This is a genomic window from Enterobacter cloacae complex sp. ECL352, assembly GCF_020149545.1.
Lineage (GTDB): Bacteria > Pseudomonadota > Gammaproteobacteria > Enterobacterales > Enterobacteriaceae > Enterobacter > Enterobacter asburiae_B.
The window spans coordinates 1,109,058-1,125,191 of record NZ_CP083709.1 but is presented as its reverse complement, the minus strand read 5'-3'; the positions used below and the strand labels follow the sequence as shown (position 1 = coordinate 1,125,191).

Here is a 16,134-nt window from a genome sequence, read left to right as displayed (position 1 = left end):
ATCACTATTCACTTTTAACCAAGTTTAAATCTAAGAAAGTAGACAATCGTCGAATTTTCATCTTAAAGTCCAGGGTCTGGTACTAGACAAAACTAGCGCCTGGTTATCAAATGGTTAACTAACTTTTCGCCGCATGTAAAAAATCGGCCAGATACGTAACTGGCCGGCGTACCTGCTGGTGTTTACAAGCACGACGACATACCTTTCGGGAGAATTATGCAATCCACTGTTAATCAAAAAGAGAGCCGAACGTTCTTCGGCCATCCGTATCCGCTCGGTTCCCTGTTCTTCACCGAGATGTGGGAGCGCTTCTCGTTTTACGGCATTCGTCCGTTACTGATCCTGTTTATGGCCGCCACCGTCTATGACGGCGGGATGGGCCTGGCGCGTGAAAACGCCTCGGCGATTGTCGGCATCTTTGCCGGTACCATGTACCTGGCCGCGCTGCCGGGTGGGTGGCTGGCCGATAACTGGCTCGGTCAGCAGAGAGCCGTCTGGTACGGTTCGATCCTGATTGCGCTCGGCCACCTGTCGATCGCGCTCTCTGCGGTGATGGGGAACAACCTGTTCTTTATCGGCCTTATGTTCATCGTGCTTGGCTCCGGGCTGTTCAAAACCTGTATCTCGGTGATGGTCGGCACCCTGTATAAAAAAGGCGACGCGCGTCGTGACGGCGGTTTCTCGCTGTTCTATATGGGCATCAACATGGGCTCGTTTATCGCGCCGCTGATTTCCGGCTGGCTGATCAAAACCCACGGCTGGCACTGGGGCTTTGGTATAGGCGGTATCGGGATGCTGGTGGCGCTGATTATCTTCCGCGTGTTTGCCGTTCCGGCAATGAAACGCTATGACGGCGAAGTCGGCCTCGACTCTACCTGGAACAGCCCGGTGGTGAAGCGTAACGGCGTGGGCGTTTGGCTGCTGGCACTGGCGGCAGGCGTGGCAACGATCGTGACGCTGATTGCGCAGGGCGTGATTGTGATTAACCCGGTCGCGGTAGCCAGCGTGCTGGTCTACGTGATTGCGGCGTCCGTTGCCCTCTACTTTATTTATCTGTTTGTCTTTGCGGGGCTGAACCGTAAAGAGCGCGCCAGGCTGTTGGTCTGCTTTATTCTGCTGATTTCAGCGGCGTTCTTCTGGTCCGCGTTTGAGCAGAAGCCAACCTCGTTCAACCTGTTTGCCAACGACTACACTAACCGCATGATTGGTGATTTTGAAATCCCGGCGGTGTGGTTCCAGTCAATCAACGCCCTGTTCATCATCCTGCTGGCACCGGTGTTTAGCTGGGCATGGCCGAAGCTCGCGAGCAAAAACATTCGCCCGAGCAGCATCACCAAGTTTGTTATTGGTATTCTGTGCGCGGCGGCAGGCTTTGGCCTGATGATGCTGGCGGCACAGAACGTGCTGAGCAGCGGTGGAGCGGGCGTGTCGCCGTTCTGGCTGGTGGGCAGCATCCTGATGCTGACGCTCGGCGAACTGTGCCTGAGTCCGATTGGCCTGGCGACCATGACGCTGCTTGCGCCGGAAAGAATGCGCGGCCAGATGATGGGGCTGTGGTTCTGCGCCAGCGCGCTGGGTAACCTGGCGGCGGGCCTGATTGGCGGTCACGTGAAGGCCGACCAGCTGGATATGCTGCCGGATCTCTTTGCTCGCTGCTCCATCGCGCTGCTGATTTGTGCCGCGGTACTGATCGTCCTTATTGTTCCGGTGCGCCGCATGCTGGAAAATGCGCAGACTAAACCGGCAGCTGAAGCCTGATAATGTTCAGCCTACCGGGGCAGTTATCCTGTCCCGGTAAAACCCAACAGGAGAGAATATGTCGATTACCTGCCCGGAATGCCAGGCACCGCTGGAGCCCCAGAACGGGGTAGCGCACTGCGACAGCTGTAATAAAGATATTGCGCTTGAAGCCCGCTGCCCGGAGTGCCATCAGCCGCTCCAGGTATTAAAAGCCTGCGGTGCGGTGGACTATTTCTGCCAGAACGGCCACGGTCTTATCTCTAAAAAACGCGTGGAGTTTGTTCGGGCCGAAGGTTAATCGCAGACGCAGCCTTCGCCTTTCTGCCACAGCTCGACCAGCGACTCGGGGGCTTCCTGCTCGGGTACCAGCACGATGATATCGGCGTAGTGCGCCTGATTTTGCCCGGTCCAGATAATCTGGATGCGGAAATAGCGCTGGTCGCCGCTGCCGGGTGAAGAGGCTTGCCCCGGCGGCAGACCGCGTGGAAAAGCCTGCTCCAGGATGCTCACCAGGCGCTGGCGCTGGGCCTCATTGAGCGAGGAGAGCGCGATGGTGCGCTGTCCGCTCAGCTTGGGAATAAAAGCGACGCCGCCTTCCCGGGCCAGCTCAACCACGGCGTCATCCGTCAGTTCCGGAACCTGCATTTACAACACTCCCACCTGTTCCCAGGCTTGTTTAATGGCCGCACCAGCGTCGCTGCCGGAGCGTTTCTCTCCGTGCGCGATCGTCAGCTTTGCGAAGGCCTCAAAATCCGCATCCTGCGCCAGTTTGCGATCGCAAACCGTGTCGTACCAGGCATAACCCGCTTTTTCCCAGGCGTAGCCGCCGATCGCCGTAGCGGCCAGATAAAATGCCCGGTTGGGGATGCCGGAGTTCAGGTGCACGCCGCCGTTATCCTCGCGCGTTTTAATGAAGTCTTTCATGTGCGCAGGCTGCGGGTCTTTGCCGAGCAGGGGATCGTCATAGGCGGTGCCGGGTTCAGACATTGAGCGCAGCCCTTTGCCGTTAATCCCTTTCGCCAACAACCCTTCACCAATGAGCCAGTCAGCCTTATCTGCGGTTTGCTTCAGATGGTACTGTTTAACCAGCGAGCCAAACACGTCCGACAGAGACTCGTTCAGCGCGCCCGACTGTTCAAAATAGATAAGCCCGGCTTCGGTCTCGGTCACGCCGTGGCTCAGCTCGTGCGCCACCACGTCGATGGCGATGGTAAAGCGGTTAAATATTTCCCCGTCGCCGTCGCCAAATACCATCTGCTGACCGTTCCAGAAGGCGTTCTGATATTCCCGGCCATAGTGAACGGTGCCGGTCAAAATAAGCCCTTTATTATCGAGCGAATCGCGCTGATATTCTTTCCAGAAGAAATCATGGGTAATACCTAAATAATCGTAGGCTTCATCCACCGCCACATCGCCGTTCGATGGCTGGCCTTCGTAACGCACCTGGGTACCCGGCAGCTCCTGGGTTTGCTTCGCGTCGTAAATATCGCGCTCCAGCTGTCCGGCTTTATTCACGTGCGGCGCGGCGGGTTTGCCGGGCATGTGGGCCATCAGCGTCTGGACGTGGGTTAAGGTCTGACGGGCACAGCGCTGCTGCGGCTCGGAACCGCTTTCGATAATACGACGAAGAATATAAGGTGGAATAACGCTATGAAGATGGGGCATGCTGCTCTCCTTATTAAAAAAGGGAATAGCAGCAGTATAGTAAGTAACCGGCGAGGAATTATCCGGTTTTACGCTGACGCGTTTTTTTCACCGGTTTAATTGATTTCACTTCGCTTTCTACCCAGCCGTCGGAAAGACGCGTCGTCAGCACATCGCCGGTATTCACCTGTTTGGTCTGCTTCAGCACTTTGCCGTCCGTCGCCGTCGTCACGCTATAGCCGCGCGCCAGCGTGGAGAGGGGGCTGACCGCTTCAAGATGGGTCACCGTATTGCCAAAACGTTCGCGGGTGGCGCTCAGCCGCGCCCGGATTGTCTCCGCCAGACGATACTCCAGCTGCTGGATCCGCGTTTGCGTGCGATAAATTTTCGGCTGCGGGTTCTGCTGGTTCAGGCGCTGCGTCACGCGCTGCTGGCGCGATACCGCGCGCTTAAGCTGCGCGTCCACTGCAACGTTCATGCGCTGACGCAGGCGCTCCAGCACGGTCTGCTGACGCGCCAGACGCAGCTGCGGGTGCTGCTGCTGAAGACGATGATGAAGCTGGGTAAAGCGGCGGGTACGGTTGGCAAGGAAGTAGTCCATCGCCATCTCAAGGCGCTGCTGGCCGTTCTGAATCTGACGCAGCAGCTCCAGCTGGTTGCGGCTGACCACTTCCGCCGCCGCGGACGGCGTAGGCGCGCGCAGGTCCGCGACAAAATCGGCTATCGTTACGTCAGTTTCGTGGCCGACGGCGCTCACCACGGGGATAAGGCTTGCAAAGATTGCCCGCGCCACGCGCTCGTCGTTAAAGCTCCACAAGTCTTCCAGCGAGCCGCCGCCGCGCCCGACGATTAATACGTCGCACTCCTGACGGGCGTTCGCCAGCTCAATGGCGCGAACTATCTGGCCCGGCGCATCGTCACCCTGAACGGCGGTCGGGTAGATGATGACGGGCAGGGAAGGGTCGCGACGCTTCAGCACGTGCAAAATATCGTGCAGTGCCGCACCGGTTTTCGAGGTGATCACCCCAACGCAGTGGGCAGGGGAGGGCAGCGGTTTTTTATACTGCTGGTCGAACAGCCCCTCGGCAGAGAGCCGGGCTTTTAGCTGTTCATACTTCTGCTGCAGCAGGCCTTCGCCCGCAGGCTGCATGCTCTCGACGATGATCTGATAATCGCCGCGCGGCTCATACAGAGTGATATTGGCGCGAACCAGAACCTGCTGGCCGTGCTGAGGACGAAACGTCACGCGACGGTTGCTGTTGCGGAACATCGCGCAGCGCACCTGGGCGGTGTCGTCTTTTAAGGTAAAGTACCAGTGACCGGAGGACGGCTGCGTGAAGTTAGAGATCTCACCGCTGATCCAGACCTGCCCCATTTCCTGCTCAAGCAGCAAACGCACCGTCTGATTCAGGCGGCTGACGGTATAAATTGAGGGAGATTGAGAGGATAACATGTGAGCGGGATCAAATTCTAAATCAGCAAGTTATTCAGTCGATAGTAACCTGCTGAGAGGCAATCGCAAGCTTTTTTATAAAAAAGTGTAGATGCAATCGGTTACGCTCTGTATAATGCCACGGCAATATTTAACCACCCAGGTCAGAGATATTGCCCATGCTACGTATCGCTAAAGAAGCACTGACGTTTGACGACGTCCTCCTCGTTCCCGCTCACTCCACTGTTCTGCCGAATACTGCCGATCTCAGCACGCAGTTGACGAAAACCATTCGCCTGAACATTCCTATGCTCTCTGCGGCAATGGACACCGTGACTGAAGCGCGCCTGGCTATCGCCCTGGCACAGGAAGGTGGCATTGGCTTTATTCACAAAAACATGTCTATCGAACGTCAGGCAGAAGAAGTTCGCCGCGTGAAGAAACATGAATCCGGCATCGTGTCTGACCCACAGACCGTTCTGCCAACCACCACGCTGCACGAAGTGAAAGCCCTGACCGAACGTAACGGTTTCGCCGGTTACCCGGTTGTGACCGAAGAGAACGAACTGGTTGGCATCATCACCGGTCGTGACGTGCGTTTCGTGACTGACCTGAACCAGCCTGTCAGCGTCTACATGACGCCAAAAGAGCGTCTGGTCACCGTTCGCGAAGGTGAAACCCGCGACGTGGTGCTGGCAAAAATGCACGAAAAACGCGTTGAAAAAGCGCTGGTTGTTGACGGCAGCTTCCACCTGCGCGGCATGATCACCGTTAAAGATTTCCAGAAAGCAGAACGTAAGCCTAACGCCTGTAAAGACGAGCATGGCCGTCTGCGCGTTGGCGCTGCGGTTGGCGCCGGTGCCGGTAACGAAGAGCGCGTTGACGCGCTGGTTGCTGCGGGCGTTGACGTCCTGCTGATTGACTCCTCTCACGGCCACTCCGAAGGCGTTCTGCAACGTATTCGCGACACCCGTGCCAAATACCCTGATCTGCAGATCATCGGCGGTAACGTGGCCACTGGCGCAGGCGCTCGTGCGCTGGCTGACGCTGGCTGCAGCGCGGTGAAAGTGGGTATCGGCCCTGGCTCTATCTGTACTACCCGTATCGTCACCGGCGTGGGCGTTCCGCAGATCACCGCCGTGTCTGACGCGGTTGAAGCGCTGGAAGGCACCGGTATTCCGGTTATCGCTGACGGCGGTATCCGCTTCTCAGGCGACATCGCCAAAGCGATCGCCGCGGGCGCAGCTGCCGTAATGGTAGGCTCCATGCTGGCCGGTACCGAAGAATCCCCGGGTGAAATCGAACTCTACCAGGGCCGTTCTTACAAATCTTACCGCGGTATGGGCTCCCTGGGCGCGATGTCCAAAGGTTCCTCCGACCGTTACTTCCAGACCGATAACGCCGCAGACAAACTGGTACCGGAAGGTATCGAAGGTCGCGTTGCCTATAAAGGCCGTCTGAAGGAGATCATTCACCAGCAGATGGGCGGCCTGCGCTCCTGTATGGGTCTGACCGGCTGTGGTACCATTGACCTGCTGCGTACTAAAGCGGAATTCGTACGCATCAGCGGTGCGGGTATCCAGGAGAGCCACGTTCACGACGTGACGATCACCAAAGAGTCCCCGAACTACCGTCTGGGCTCCTGATAAGTTTCCGCGCCCGGCTTCTGCCGGGCGCTCTGTTTTTGTTTCACTTGCCTCGGAATTAGCGTCAATGACGGAAAACATTCATAAACATCGCATTCTCATCCTGGACTTCGGTTCTCAGTACACTCAGCTGGTGGCGCGTCGCGTACGTGAACTGGGCGTTTACTGTGAGCTGTGGGCGTGGGATGTCACGGAAGCACAGATTCGCGAATTCAATCCAAGCGGCATCATCCTGTCCGGCGGCCCGGAAAGTACCACCGAAGAGAACAGCCCGCGCGCGCCGCAGTATGTGTTCGAAGCTGGCGTGCCGGTATTCGGCGTTTGCTACGGTATGCAGACCATGGCAATGCAGCTGGGCGGCCACGTAGAAGGCTCTAACGAGCGCGAGTTTGGCTACGCACAGGTAGAAGTCGTCACCGACAGCGCGCTGGTGCGCGGTATCGAAGACTCCCTGACCGCAGACGGCAAACCGCTGCTGGACGTGTGGATGAGCCACGGCGACAAAGTCACCGCCATCCCGTCTGACTTCGTGACCGTTGCCAGCACAGAAAGCTGCCCGTTTGCCATCATGGCGAACGAAGAAAAACGCTTCTACGGCGTGCAGTTCCACCCGGAAGTGACCCACACCCGTCAGGGTATGCGCATGCTGGAGCGCTTCGTGCGTGACATCTGCCAGTGTGAAGCCCTGTGGACCCCGGCAAAAATCATCGACGACGCCGTTGAGCGTATCCGCCAGCAGGTTGGCGATGACAAAGTGATCCTCGGCCTCTCCGGCGGCGTGGACTCCTCCGTGACCGCGATGCTGCTGCACCGCGCCATCGGCAAAAACCTGACCTGCGTCTTCGTGGACAACGGTCTGCTGCGTCTGAACGAAGCCCAGCAGGTCATGGACATGTTCGGCGACCACTTCGGTCTGAACATCGTTCACGTGGAAGGCGAGCAACGCTTCCTGGATGCGCTGAAAGGCGAGAACGATCCGGAAGCCAAACGTAAAATCATCGGCCGCGTGTTCGTGGAAGTGTTCGACGAAGAGGCGCTGAAGCTGGAAGACGTGAAGTGGCTGGCGCAGGGCACCATCTACCCTGACGTGATCGAGTCTGCGGCCTCCGCAACCGGTAAAGCACACGTCATCAAATCTCACCACAACGTGGGCGGCCTGCCGAAAGAGATGAAGATGGGCCTGGTTGAACCGCTGCGCGAGCTGTTCAAAGACGAAGTGCGTAAGATCGGTCTGGAACTGGGTCTGCCGTACGACATGCTCTACCGTCACCCGTTCCCGGGTCCGGGTCTGGGCGTGCGCGTGCTGGGCGAAGTGAAGAAAGAGTACTGCGACCTGCTGCGTCGCGCGGACGCGATCTTCATCGAAGAGCTGCACAAAGCTGACCTGTACAACAAGGTAAGCCAGGCGTTCACCGTGTTCCTGCCGGTTCGCTCCGTCGGCGTGATGGGCGATGGCCGTAAGTACGACTGGGTTGTCTCCCTGCGTGCGGTGGAAACCATCGACTTCATGACCGCGCACTGGGCGCACCTGCCGTATGACTTCTTAGGGCGCGTGTCTAACCGCATCATCAACGAAGTGAACGGTATTTCCCGCGTTGTGTATGACATCAGCGGTAAGCCACCGGCTACGATTGAGTGGGAATGATTTAACGACTGGCAATAGCCAGCGCGTAAAAACAGTAAAGTACTCTTAGCCCGCGTAACTGCGGGCTTTTTTGTACATATAGTTGGACATTTACATTTTGAATAATGATAGCTGACCCGAAGAGCCAGTTCGGTTTTTGTGCGCTGGCTAAAATGATCACGGTTTCGTGCCATTTCGTCTCATCATCTTTACTTATTTTACTTGCACCGTATTAGGAGGGCGTTTTATTTCTTTGCAGAAAGTTTTTTACGCAGAGTGGTTGCCCGGCGCAATACACCCACTTTAGGATTCATTGCAAGTGCCTGTTCATAGGCTTCCAAAGCGTCAGATAACTGCCCAAGCGATTCAAACGACTCCCCTCTGATCCTGTGAGCTAGCGCTCCCCAGTCATATCGTTCTCGGGCTCCCTGCGTAAGAGCTGTATCAGCGACGCTCAGAGCTTTCCTGGCGCTTTCCTCGGTGGTATCCGTCTTAAGCAACTCCTGCGCGGCCATAATCTTTGTGGTGTAATCACCTTTGTCCAACTGGGCTATCTGTAGTGATTCAGCATCAAGGAACTCACCAGCGGTGGAATAACGGAAGTATCCAAGATCACGCAGATTGACGCGTAGTTGGCATAACTCTCCGTCAGCGTTTGTATCGAATAAATAGCAATCTGCCCAGGTCCCGACGGGGCGAACTGTAAACATTTGCTGTCTTTTTTGAAGATCGAGAACCTCCAAAATATTACTGTCTTTATTATCTGCATTTGCTGTCTGGACAGCTGCGTACCGGCCACATTGGGACAAACCAATATTAAAGATATTGGCGCAGTAATGCCGACGGTAGATTTCATCACCGCTGGTGTTGATAGCGATGACATCCCCGCTAAGTGCACTACCGAAACCACAATCGTGGACTATGAAACTACCGGAATCAGAAACAGCGGCATCGACAGGGCGTGCAAAACATTTTAGCTCATACACAATCCTGTCAGAGGGGTAATCGACAAGAATGACACGGCCATTGCCCTTCATCCTGTGGCCTCCAAGGCTGCCACCATCCGAATCATCGCAGCCCACCACCCAGCGCTTATCCGGCGAAATATTTGCGTGACCGAAGAAGTAAGGGTGATCCACGGTAAGCCATTTACCCTCCAGTTCCGTGTTGCGTTCATACGTAGATGAAGGTTCTCTCTTGCCAGATTGATGTCCTAAAATACTGCGTAGTTTTCTAATTAAACCCATCGCCCTGTTTCCTGTTAGCCCTGCCTGGTAGCAATATAAGCCAGGTTTGTAATAATCGTAACGGACTAACCAGAATTTATTTGACGCGCCTCGAATTCCATCATAAAAAATTCACAAGAAATATGTTTAAAAAATAAAATATTCGTGTCATGAATATTTTACCGAAATATTTAGACCATGCTCCTATTTGCGGTTGATATCACCACAAATAAAGGAGTAGCTTGTAGTAGTGAAAAAGTTATATCCAATGGAGAATGACCATGAGCACATATGAACTTGTACGCAAAACAAAAATCGATGGTGATTTCGAAGGGTTTGATGACGAGGTTTTATTCAGGTTTGTTGACGGGACATACTGGATACAGGCGCAATACATGTACTGGTATCATTATGCCTATCGACCTGATGTCAATCTCTTACGAGCGAATGGGCGGTTTTATCTGCAGATAGATGGGAAAGACAAAGTTGTACCAGTCAGACAAATCACTGATGTCATCCAATCACGAATTGATGGCGAATTTAAAGGATGGGAAGGCGAAACCGTTTACACTCTCACTAACGGGCAGGTGTGGAAGCAATGCACCTACCACTATGAATACAAGTATTCATACAGACCGGAGGCATTAATTTACAATAGCGGAACAGGTTACAAAATGCAGGTTGAAGGTACTACAGCAGATGTGCGAAGAGTTAAGTAAAGCAATCACTGTGCACAGAGCCAGCTTATGCAAATAATAAATGTCCAGCGGCATTTAACGCCTCTGTCGCTATTCCTGGCAGAGCGAATAATCAGCCACCGTGAACAACAAGGTTAATCTAATGTTTCAGTACAAAATGGTCCAGGTTCCACCCAACATTTCAGTCAGGGCTAAAGACAACAAAATCGGTATTGCTGCGCAATACCTTGAGGACGTGGTCAACGAGTGGGCAGCGCAGGGCTGGGAATTTCAGCGAGTTGATACTATCGGTATTGAAGAACGACCGGGCTGTTTTGGCGGCAGTAAGGTCAAATTTATGCAGTACTATGTTATTACCTTCAGGAAAGAGGTGTAACTGTGCTGCGTAGTCTGAGTTTCTGGCTGATACTGCTTTACCGCAAACATGCACCAGACAGCGTCAGACGGCGCTGTCGCTATCATCCTTCATGTTCAAAATATACGTTTGTCAGCATCAAGCGCTTTGGTTTCTGCCGGGGATGGAAAATTGCATTCAAGCGTTTTCAGCGCTGCAGGCCGCCGAACGGTGGAATCGATTATCCACCACACCGTTGTCACTGAGTGAGCTAGCTTTCGGATGTCCTGCTAAGCGTCACGCTCTGGTCACAATGAATAATGCTGTACCAGAACGATTAAGAATAAAATAAGTTCTCCCGCAGCCTTATGGCGCTGGCGGTGATTACTTAGACGGATGATTTATCTACCTCATGAGTGCTGCCATTGCATTCACCGGTAATCAACAAAGCCGGGCTAAAGTGGATAGGCAATATGCAAAGTTATTTAGATACAGGAATGCATTTCCTGCGCCTCCTGCGTAAAGTAGAGCAGAGTTCCTAGATAAGAATTCAGCCAAACATTATTGTGGCCTGATGCATCTGGTTCCCCAATAACATGGAGTCTCTATGGAATATTTTGAAGCTAAATTATATTTATTAGGAAAGTGGCGAATTATTGCATTATTACTTAATGCTATGCTTTTCCTTGGTAGTTGCTACGGGTTGTACCTCACGGGGATCTTTACAAGGTCATGGTATAATGAAGGTAATGCTGCGGTGTGCTTATTGATTATATTTACCTCGGCATTAAGCATCATGTCTATCAATCAGCCAGTCATTATGGATAAGACTGATGACGAGGCATCTTCATTGCTATCTTTATGGTGGAAACGAAAGAAGCTCGAACATTTATCAAAAATAAAAGAATATAAAAAATAACGTAAAGTCTGCGGCCCGGCGTGCCGGGCCGGAGGCGTGAACTATTTTCCGCTGTTATCCCGGCGATACGCCAGCGCCACCACCAGCGACTGCACCAGGCACAGCGTTGCCGACTGTGACCGAAACGCATCAACCTGCGCCTCTTTCACCACAAAGCAGAGATCGCTGAACGTCGCCAGCGGGCTGATCTGGCTGTCCGTAATCACAATCTGCCGCGCGCCGACGCTGGCGGCGGTTTCGCTGACCATCACCGTCTCTTCCGCGTACGGCGAGAAGCTGATCGACACCACAATGTCGCGCGCCTTAATGCGGCTGATCTGCTCGCGCAGCATCCCGCCCATGCCGTCGAGCAGGATAGGGCGGCACTCCAGGTGGCTCAGGGCGTAGGTGAGGTAGGCCGCGACGCTGAAGGAGCGGCGCAGTCCGGCGATGTAGATGGTGTCGGCGTCGGCCAGCAGCTGTACCGCGCGCTCCAGCATTTCCGGTTCGGCGCGGGCGGCCAGCTGCTGGAGCGCCTGCGCGTTCGAGCGGGCGAACTCCTGCAGAATATCGAGCGGCGTTTCCGGCACGGCCTCGCTCTCCATCTCGCGGAACAGCCGGGCGCGGTCGCTGTAGCTGGCGGTCTCCTCCACCAGGTTCATGCGAAACAGCTGTTTCATTTCGTTGAAGCCGGTGAAGTCAAAGGCGTTGGCAAAGCGGATCAGCGTCGAGGGCGGCACGTCGGCGCGCTCGGCAATGACGGCAACCGTATCAAAGGCCACGCTGTTGGTGTTATCCAGCACGTAGCGGGAGACCTGCTGCAGCCTCTTGCTCAGGCTATCGTAGCGATCGCGGATTTGCTGCTGCAGTTCGTTCAGGCTGGTTGCTGTCGTCATGTTATCCCCCAAATACAGTCTTATGATTCTAAACGCAAAACCGCGTCTTTTAAATGTCGGCCATCCATCTGGCAGCAAAAATGAAACAGAAACTTCAGTCATTTCCTCGCCCGAAATCCCTTAATAGCGCACGCTGCGTCAGTGTTGTTGGCTGTTAACATAAAAATCCATCCTTGATCACAATAATCATCATTTATTTTATTTCAAATTAAAATGGAATATTTGTTTCATATATAGTGTTCAGTACACAGTGTTCAGTTAACAGTCACGTATCAACAGCGAGAGGTTAAGGATGGAGACGGTAGCGAATTTTATTCACGGCGAATGTGTCACCGGTTCAGGCCAGCGCGTTCAGGCGATCTTCAACCCGGCCACCGGCGAGCAGATCCGCCAGGTGGTGATGAGTACGGCGCAGGAAACGGAGCAGGCGATTGCCGCCGCGCAGCAGGCGTTTCCGGCGTGGGCGCGCCATGCTCCGCTTAAGCGCGCGCGCGTGATGTTCCGCTTCAAGGCGCTGCTGGAAGAGAACATGGAGCGACTGGCCCGCATCATCAGCGAAGAGCACGGCAAGGTCTTCTCCGATGCGGTGGGCGAACTGACCCGCGGCCTGGAAGTAGTAGAATTTGCCTGCGGCATCCCACATCTGCAAAAGGGTGAACACTCTGCGAACGTCGGTACCGGCGTCGACAGCCACTCGCTGATGCAGCCGCTCGGCGTCTGCGCCGGGATCGCCCCGTTTAACTTCCCGGCGATGGTGCCGATGTGGATGTTCCCGATTGCGCTGGCGACTGGCAACACCTTCGTGCTGAAGCCGTCGGAAAAAGATCCTTCTCTGGCGCTCGCGCTGGCGCAGCTGCTGAAAGAGGCCGGCCTGCCGGAGGGCGTGTTCAACGTGGTGCAGGGCGATAAGGAGTCCGTTGACGTGCTCCTGACCGACCCACGCGTGCAGGCGGTGAGCTTTGTCGGCTCCACGCCGATTGCGGAATACATTTACCAGACCGCGTCCGCCCACGGAAAGCGCTGCCAGGCGCTGGGCGGCGCGAAAAACCACTGCATTCTCATGCCGGATGCCGACATGGAGATGGCGACTAACGCCATCATGGGCGCGGCCTACGGCGCGGCGGGCGAACGCTGCATGGCGCTCTCGGTGGTGCTGGCGGTGGGGGATAAAACCGCCGATGACCTCTGCGCCCGGCTGGAGAAACAGATTGCCGCGCTGCGCGTCGGACCGGGCCTGGACCAGTCGCCGGAAAACGAAATGGGGCCGCTCATCTCCTCCGCGCACCGCAGCAAGGTGCTGGGCTACATCGACAGCGGGGAAGCGCAGGGAGCGAAACTTCGCGTGGACGGTCGCGGCTTCAGCGTGAAGGGCCACGAGCAGGGCTACTTCGTCGGGCCGACGCTGTTCGATAACGTCACCCCGGAGATGACCATCTATAAAGAAGAGATTTTTGGCCCGGTGCTTTCTGTGGTGCGCGTAGCAGATTACGCCAGCGCGGTGGATCTGATTAACCGCCATGAATATGGTAATGGTTCAGCGATCTTCACCCGCGACGGCGGCTGCGCGCGCCGCTTCTGCGAAGAGGTGCAGGCGGGCATGGTGGGCGTCAACGTGCCGATCCCGGTGCCGATGGCATTCCACAGCTTCGGCGGCTGGAAACGTTCCATCTTTGGCGCGCTCAACGTTCACGGCAGCGACGGCGTGCGCTTCTACACCCGAATGAAAACCATCACCGCGCGCTGGCCGGAAATGCAGCAGGAGACAGGCGCTGCGTTCTCCATGCCGACGCTGGGCTGACAGGAGATTTTATGCAAACCGAACGTATGACCATGGCCCAGGCGCTGGTCCGGTTCCTGAATCAACAGTACGTCAGCGTGGATGGCGATGAAACGCCCTTCGTGGAGGGTGTCGCCACCATCTTTGGGCACGGCAACGTGCTGGGCATTGGCCAGGCGCTGGAGCAGGATCCGGGCCATCTGCAGGTGATGCAGGGCTGCAACGAGCAGGGCATTGCCCATATGGCGACGGGATTCGCCAAACAGCACCGCCGTCAGCGCATTTTTGCCGTCACCTCCTCCGTCGGGCCGGGCGCCGCCAATATGGTCACGGCGGCGGCCACCGCCACGGCGAACCGCATCCCGCTCCTGCTGCTGCCGGGCGATATCTACGCCAGCCGCCAGCCGGACCCGGTGCTGCAGCAGATCGAGCAGTATCACGATCTCAGCATCAGCACCAACGACTGCTTCCGTCCGGTCTCCCGCTACTGGGACCGGATTAACCGCCCCGAGCAGCTGATGAGCGCCATGCTAAGCGCGATGCGAACGCTCACTGACCCCGCCAATACCGGCGCGGTGACCATCTGCCTGCCGCAGGACGTGCAGGGAGAGGCCTGGGACTACCCGCTGAGCTTCTTCGCGCGTCGCGTGCATCACATCGAACGCCGTCCGCCCGATCCGCAGCGTCTGGCGCAGGCGCGGGCGCTGATCGCCCGCAAGCGTCGTCCGCTGGTGGTGTGCGGCGGCGGCGTGCGCTATTCCGGCGCGCATGAGGCGTTTCGCGAATTTGTCGAAACGCTGCGGCTGCCGTTTGCCGAAACCCAGGCCGGAAAGGGAGCGCTGGTAAGTGACCACCCACTTAACCTGGGCGGCATAGGGGTGACGGGCGGAATGGCCGCCAACCAGCTCGCGCCGCAGGCCGATTTAGTGATTGGCATCGGCACGCGCCTTACCGACTTTACCACCGGCTCCAAGGCGCTCTTTTCCCACCCGGACGTCGAATTCCTGCTGCTGAACGTGGCCGAGTTTGATGCCCTGAAGCTGGACGCCACCGCGCTGATTGCCGATGCCCAAACCGGGCTCCAGGCCTTGACCCACGCGCTCGGGGATTACCGCAGCGGCTGGGGAGAGGCGATCGCTCAGGCGAAGTCTGCCTGGCGCGACGAGTGCCGCCGCCTGTGGGATCGCCAGTGGTGTCCTGACGACGCGCCCGAAGTGGCGGGGCACCTGGATGCGCAGCTGGCGGAATACGGCGAGACGCTCAACACCCGCCTGACCCAGACGCGGGTGCTGGGGCTGATCAACCAGCATATTGAAGATAACGCCATCGTGGTGGGCGCGGCCGGTTCGCTGCCGGGGGATTTACAGCGCCTCTGGCAGGTTAAAACGCCGGACAGCTATCACCTGGAGTACGGCTACTCCTGCATGGGCTACGAGATTGCGGCGGCCATCGGCGCGAAGCTCGCCAGACCCGAGCAGCCGGTGTACGCCATGGTGGGGGATGGCTCCTACATGATGCTGCACTCCGAGCTGCAAACCGCCGTTCAGGAGGGCATTAAGGTCACCGTTCTGCTATTTGATAACGCCAGCTTCGGCTGCATTAATAACCTGCAGATGGGGCACGGCATGGGCAGCTTTGGCACCGAAAACCGCCACCGCAACCCGGAAACCGGGCGTCTCGACGGGCCGCTGGTGAAGGTCGACTTTGCGCAAAACGCGGAAAGCTACGGCTGCCGCGCGTGGCGGGTGAACGATGAGCAAAGCCTGCTGGCGGCGCTGGAGGCGTCGCGGGCGCATCCCGGCCCGACGCTGCTGGACATCAAGGTATTGCCGAAGACCATGACTCACGACTACGCCTCCTGGTGGCGAACCGGTGATGCGCAGGTGGCGGCGTCGTCTGCCGTGCGTGAGGCCGCTGAGCAAACGCAGGCGCAGGTGAAAAAAGCCCGTCAGTATTAAGTTTTCCTGCCGTAACGAAATTTTCATTTCATTTTTGTTTTCCCCTCACCCTAACCCTCTCCCACAGGGAGAGGGGACGGATCGGTGCGGTTTTTTACTCCCTCTCCCTGAGGGAGAGGGCCGGGGTGATGGGAGTTGCCGCATGCCCACTCATGTTGTGAGATTGATAACAAAATTTATCTCATTCATCTCAAAAGTGTTAACCCGCACTCAAAAACATAATTTTCACTATTTATAAAAATGAAATAAATGTTTTATTTA

General features: G+C 56.2%; 15 protein-coding genes. 10 read left to right on the top strand and 5 right to left on the bottom strand.

Features of this window, described 5'->3' with window-relative positions:
- The first annotated feature begins 216 nt into the window (after positions 1 to 216).
- Positions 217 to 1,758 (top strand): peptide MFS transporter, encoded by a 1,542-nt coding sequence (locus tag LBF07_RS05405; RefSeq protein ID WP_023308797.1) that lies wholly within the window; start codon positions 217 to 219, stop codon positions 1,756 to 1,758.
- A gap of 58 nt (positions 1,759 to 1,816) precedes the next feature.
- The gene (locus LBF07_RS05400; RefSeq protein WP_023308796.1) at positions 1,817 to 2,038 is read left to right on the top strand and encodes a zinc ribbon domain-containing protein; all 222 of its coding nucleotides are present in this window, start codon (positions 1,817 to 1,819) and stop codon (positions 2,036 to 2,038) included.
- Here the strand turns inward: LBF07_RS05400 and LBF07_RS05395 are convergent.
- Genes LBF07_RS05395 through xseA form a run of 3 tightly spaced genes read right to left on the bottom strand, consistent with a single transcriptional unit; the run spans position 2,035 to position 4,837 of the window.
- Entirely contained in the window at positions 2,035 to 2,385 is a 351-nt protein-coding gene (locus tag LBF07_RS05395; RefSeq protein ID WP_094934601.1) for a protealysin inhibitor emfourin, read from the bottom strand. The two genes, LBF07_RS05400 and LBF07_RS05395, sit on opposite strands and share 4 nt — an antisense overlap.
- Positions 2,386 to 3,405 (bottom strand): M4 family metallopeptidase, encoded by a 1,020-nt coding sequence (locus tag LBF07_RS05390; RefSeq protein ID WP_033146197.1) that lies wholly within the window; start codon positions 3,403 to 3,405, stop codon positions 2,386 to 2,388.
- Between the two features lie 58 nt (positions 3,406 to 3,463).
- Entirely contained in the window at positions 3,464 to 4,837 is a 1,374-nt protein-coding gene (xseA, locus tag LBF07_RS05385) for an exodeoxyribonuclease VII large subunit (RefSeq protein WP_094934600.1), read from the bottom strand.
- Positions 4,838 to 4,995: 158 nt separating this feature from the next.
- Between xseA and guaB the strand changes: the two genes are divergently transcribed.
- Complete coding sequence (guaB, locus tag LBF07_RS05380) at positions 4,996 to 6,462, top strand: IMP dehydrogenase (RefSeq protein WP_094934599.1); 1,467 nt, start codon at positions 4,996 to 4,998, stop codon at positions 6,460 to 6,462.
- Between the two features lie 67 nt (positions 6,463 to 6,529).
- Positions 6,530 to 8,107 (top strand): glutamine-hydrolyzing GMP synthase, encoded by a 1,578-nt coding sequence (gene guaA, locus LBF07_RS05375; protein WP_006811514.1) that lies wholly within the window; start codon positions 6,530 to 6,532, stop codon positions 8,105 to 8,107.
- Between the two features lie 224 nt (positions 8,108 to 8,331).
- Here guaA and LBF07_RS05370 read toward each other — a convergent pair whose 3' ends face one another.
- A complete protein-coding gene (locus LBF07_RS05370) occupies positions 8,332 to 9,333 on the bottom strand; it encodes a hypothetical protein (RefSeq protein ID WP_058841769.1) in 1,002 nt (333 codons plus the stop codon).
- A 260-nt stretch (positions 9,334 to 9,593) separates the two neighbouring features.
- On the opposite strand from LBF07_RS05370, the gene LBF07_RS05365 reads away from it, so the two are divergent.
- The 4 genes from LBF07_RS05365 (at position 9,594) to LBF07_RS05350 (ending at position 11,263) form a co-directional block, all read left to right on the top strand.
- Entirely contained in the window at positions 9,594 to 10,031 is a 438-nt protein-coding gene (locus LBF07_RS05365; RefSeq protein ID WP_080328432.1) for a hypothetical protein, read from the top strand.
- Between the two features lie 121 nt (positions 10,032 to 10,152).
- On the top strand, positions 10,153 to 10,386 hold the full coding sequence (locus LBF07_RS05360; protein ID WP_045260197.1) for a hypothetical protein: 234 nt from the start codon (positions 10,153 to 10,155) through the stop codon (positions 10,384 to 10,386).
- Positions 10,387 to 10,388: 2 nt separating this feature from the next.
- Complete coding sequence (gene yidD, locus LBF07_RS24690) at positions 10,389 to 10,610, top strand: membrane protein insertion efficiency factor YidD (RefSeq protein WP_072051685.1); 222 nt, start codon at positions 10,389 to 10,391, stop codon at positions 10,608 to 10,610.
- Positions 10,611 to 10,951: 341 nt separating this feature from the next.
- Complete coding sequence (locus LBF07_RS05350; RefSeq protein ID WP_094934598.1) at positions 10,952 to 11,263, top strand: hypothetical protein; 312 nt, start codon at positions 10,952 to 10,954, stop codon at positions 11,261 to 11,263.
- Positions 11,264 to 11,304: 41 nt separating this feature from the next.
- Here the strand turns inward: LBF07_RS05350 and LBF07_RS05345 are convergent, their stop codons facing one another.
- Complete coding sequence (locus tag LBF07_RS05345) at positions 11,305 to 12,138, bottom strand: MurR/RpiR family transcriptional regulator (protein ID WP_023333015.1); 834 nt, start codon at positions 12,136 to 12,138, stop codon at positions 11,305 to 11,307.
- 292 nt (positions 12,139 to 12,430) lie between these two features.
- On the opposite strand from LBF07_RS05345, the gene LBF07_RS05340 reads away from it, so the two are divergent.
- Both LBF07_RS05340 and iolD read left to right on the top strand, forming a co-directional pair.
- Positions 12,431 to 13,936 (top strand): CoA-acylating methylmalonate-semialdehyde dehydrogenase, encoded by a 1,506-nt coding sequence (locus LBF07_RS05340; RefSeq protein ID WP_112778092.1) that lies wholly within the window; start codon positions 12,431 to 12,433, stop codon positions 13,934 to 13,936.
- Between the two features lie 11 nt (positions 13,937 to 13,947).
- Positions 13,948 to 15,873 (top strand): 3D-(3,5/4)-trihydroxycyclohexane-1,2-dione acylhydrolase (decyclizing), encoded by a 1,926-nt coding sequence (gene iolD, locus LBF07_RS05335; protein ID WP_094934596.1) that lies wholly within the window; start codon positions 13,948 to 13,950, stop codon positions 15,871 to 15,873.
- Positions 15,874 to 16,134 lie beyond the last annotated feature (261 nt).

Coding starts and splice junctions, on each gene's coding strand:
- LBF07_RS05405 (WP_023308797.1), top strand. CDS start 217: ATGCAATCCACTGTTAATCAAAAAGAGAGCCGAACGTTCTTCGGCCAT.
- LBF07_RS05400 (WP_023308796.1), top strand. CDS start 1,817: ATGTCGATTACCTGCCCGGAATGCCAGGCACCGCTGGAGCCCCAGAAC.
- LBF07_RS05395 (WP_094934601.1), bottom strand. CDS start 2,385: ATGCAGGTTCCGGAACTGACGGATGACGCCGTGGTTGAGCTGGCCCGG.
- LBF07_RS05390 (WP_033146197.1), bottom strand. CDS start 3,405: ATGCCCCATCTTCATAGCGTTATTCCACCTTATATTCTTCGTCGTATT.
- xseA (WP_094934600.1), bottom strand. CDS start 4,837: ATGTTATCCTCTCAATCTCCCTCAATTTATACCGTCAGCCGCCTGAAT.
- guaB (WP_094934599.1), top strand. CDS start 4,996: ATGCTACGTATCGCTAAAGAAGCACTGACGTTTGACGACGTCCTCCTC.
- guaA (WP_006811514.1), top strand. CDS start 6,530: ATGACGGAAAACATTCATAAACATCGCATTCTCATCCTGGACTTCGGT.
- LBF07_RS05370 (WP_058841769.1), bottom strand. CDS start 9,333: ATGGGTTTAATTAGAAAACTACGCAGTATTTTAGGACATCAATCTGGC.
- LBF07_RS05365 (WP_080328432.1), top strand. CDS start 9,594: ATGAGCACATATGAACTTGTACGCAAAACAAAAATCGATGGTGATTTC.
- LBF07_RS05360 (WP_045260197.1), top strand. CDS start 10,153: ATGTTTCAGTACAAAATGGTCCAGGTTCCACCCAACATTTCAGTCAGG.
- LBF07_RS05350 (WP_094934598.1), top strand. CDS start 10,952: ATGGAATATTTTGAAGCTAAATTATATTTATTAGGAAAGTGGCGAATT.
- LBF07_RS05345 (WP_023333015.1), bottom strand. CDS start 12,138: ATGACGACAGCAACCAGCCTGAACGAACTGCAGCAGCAAATCCGCGAT.
- LBF07_RS05340 (WP_112778092.1), top strand. CDS start 12,431: ATGGAGACGGTAGCGAATTTTATTCACGGCGAATGTGTCACCGGTTCA.
- iolD (WP_094934596.1), top strand. CDS start 13,948: ATGCAAACCGAACGTATGACCATGGCCCAGGCGCTGGTCCGGTTCCTG.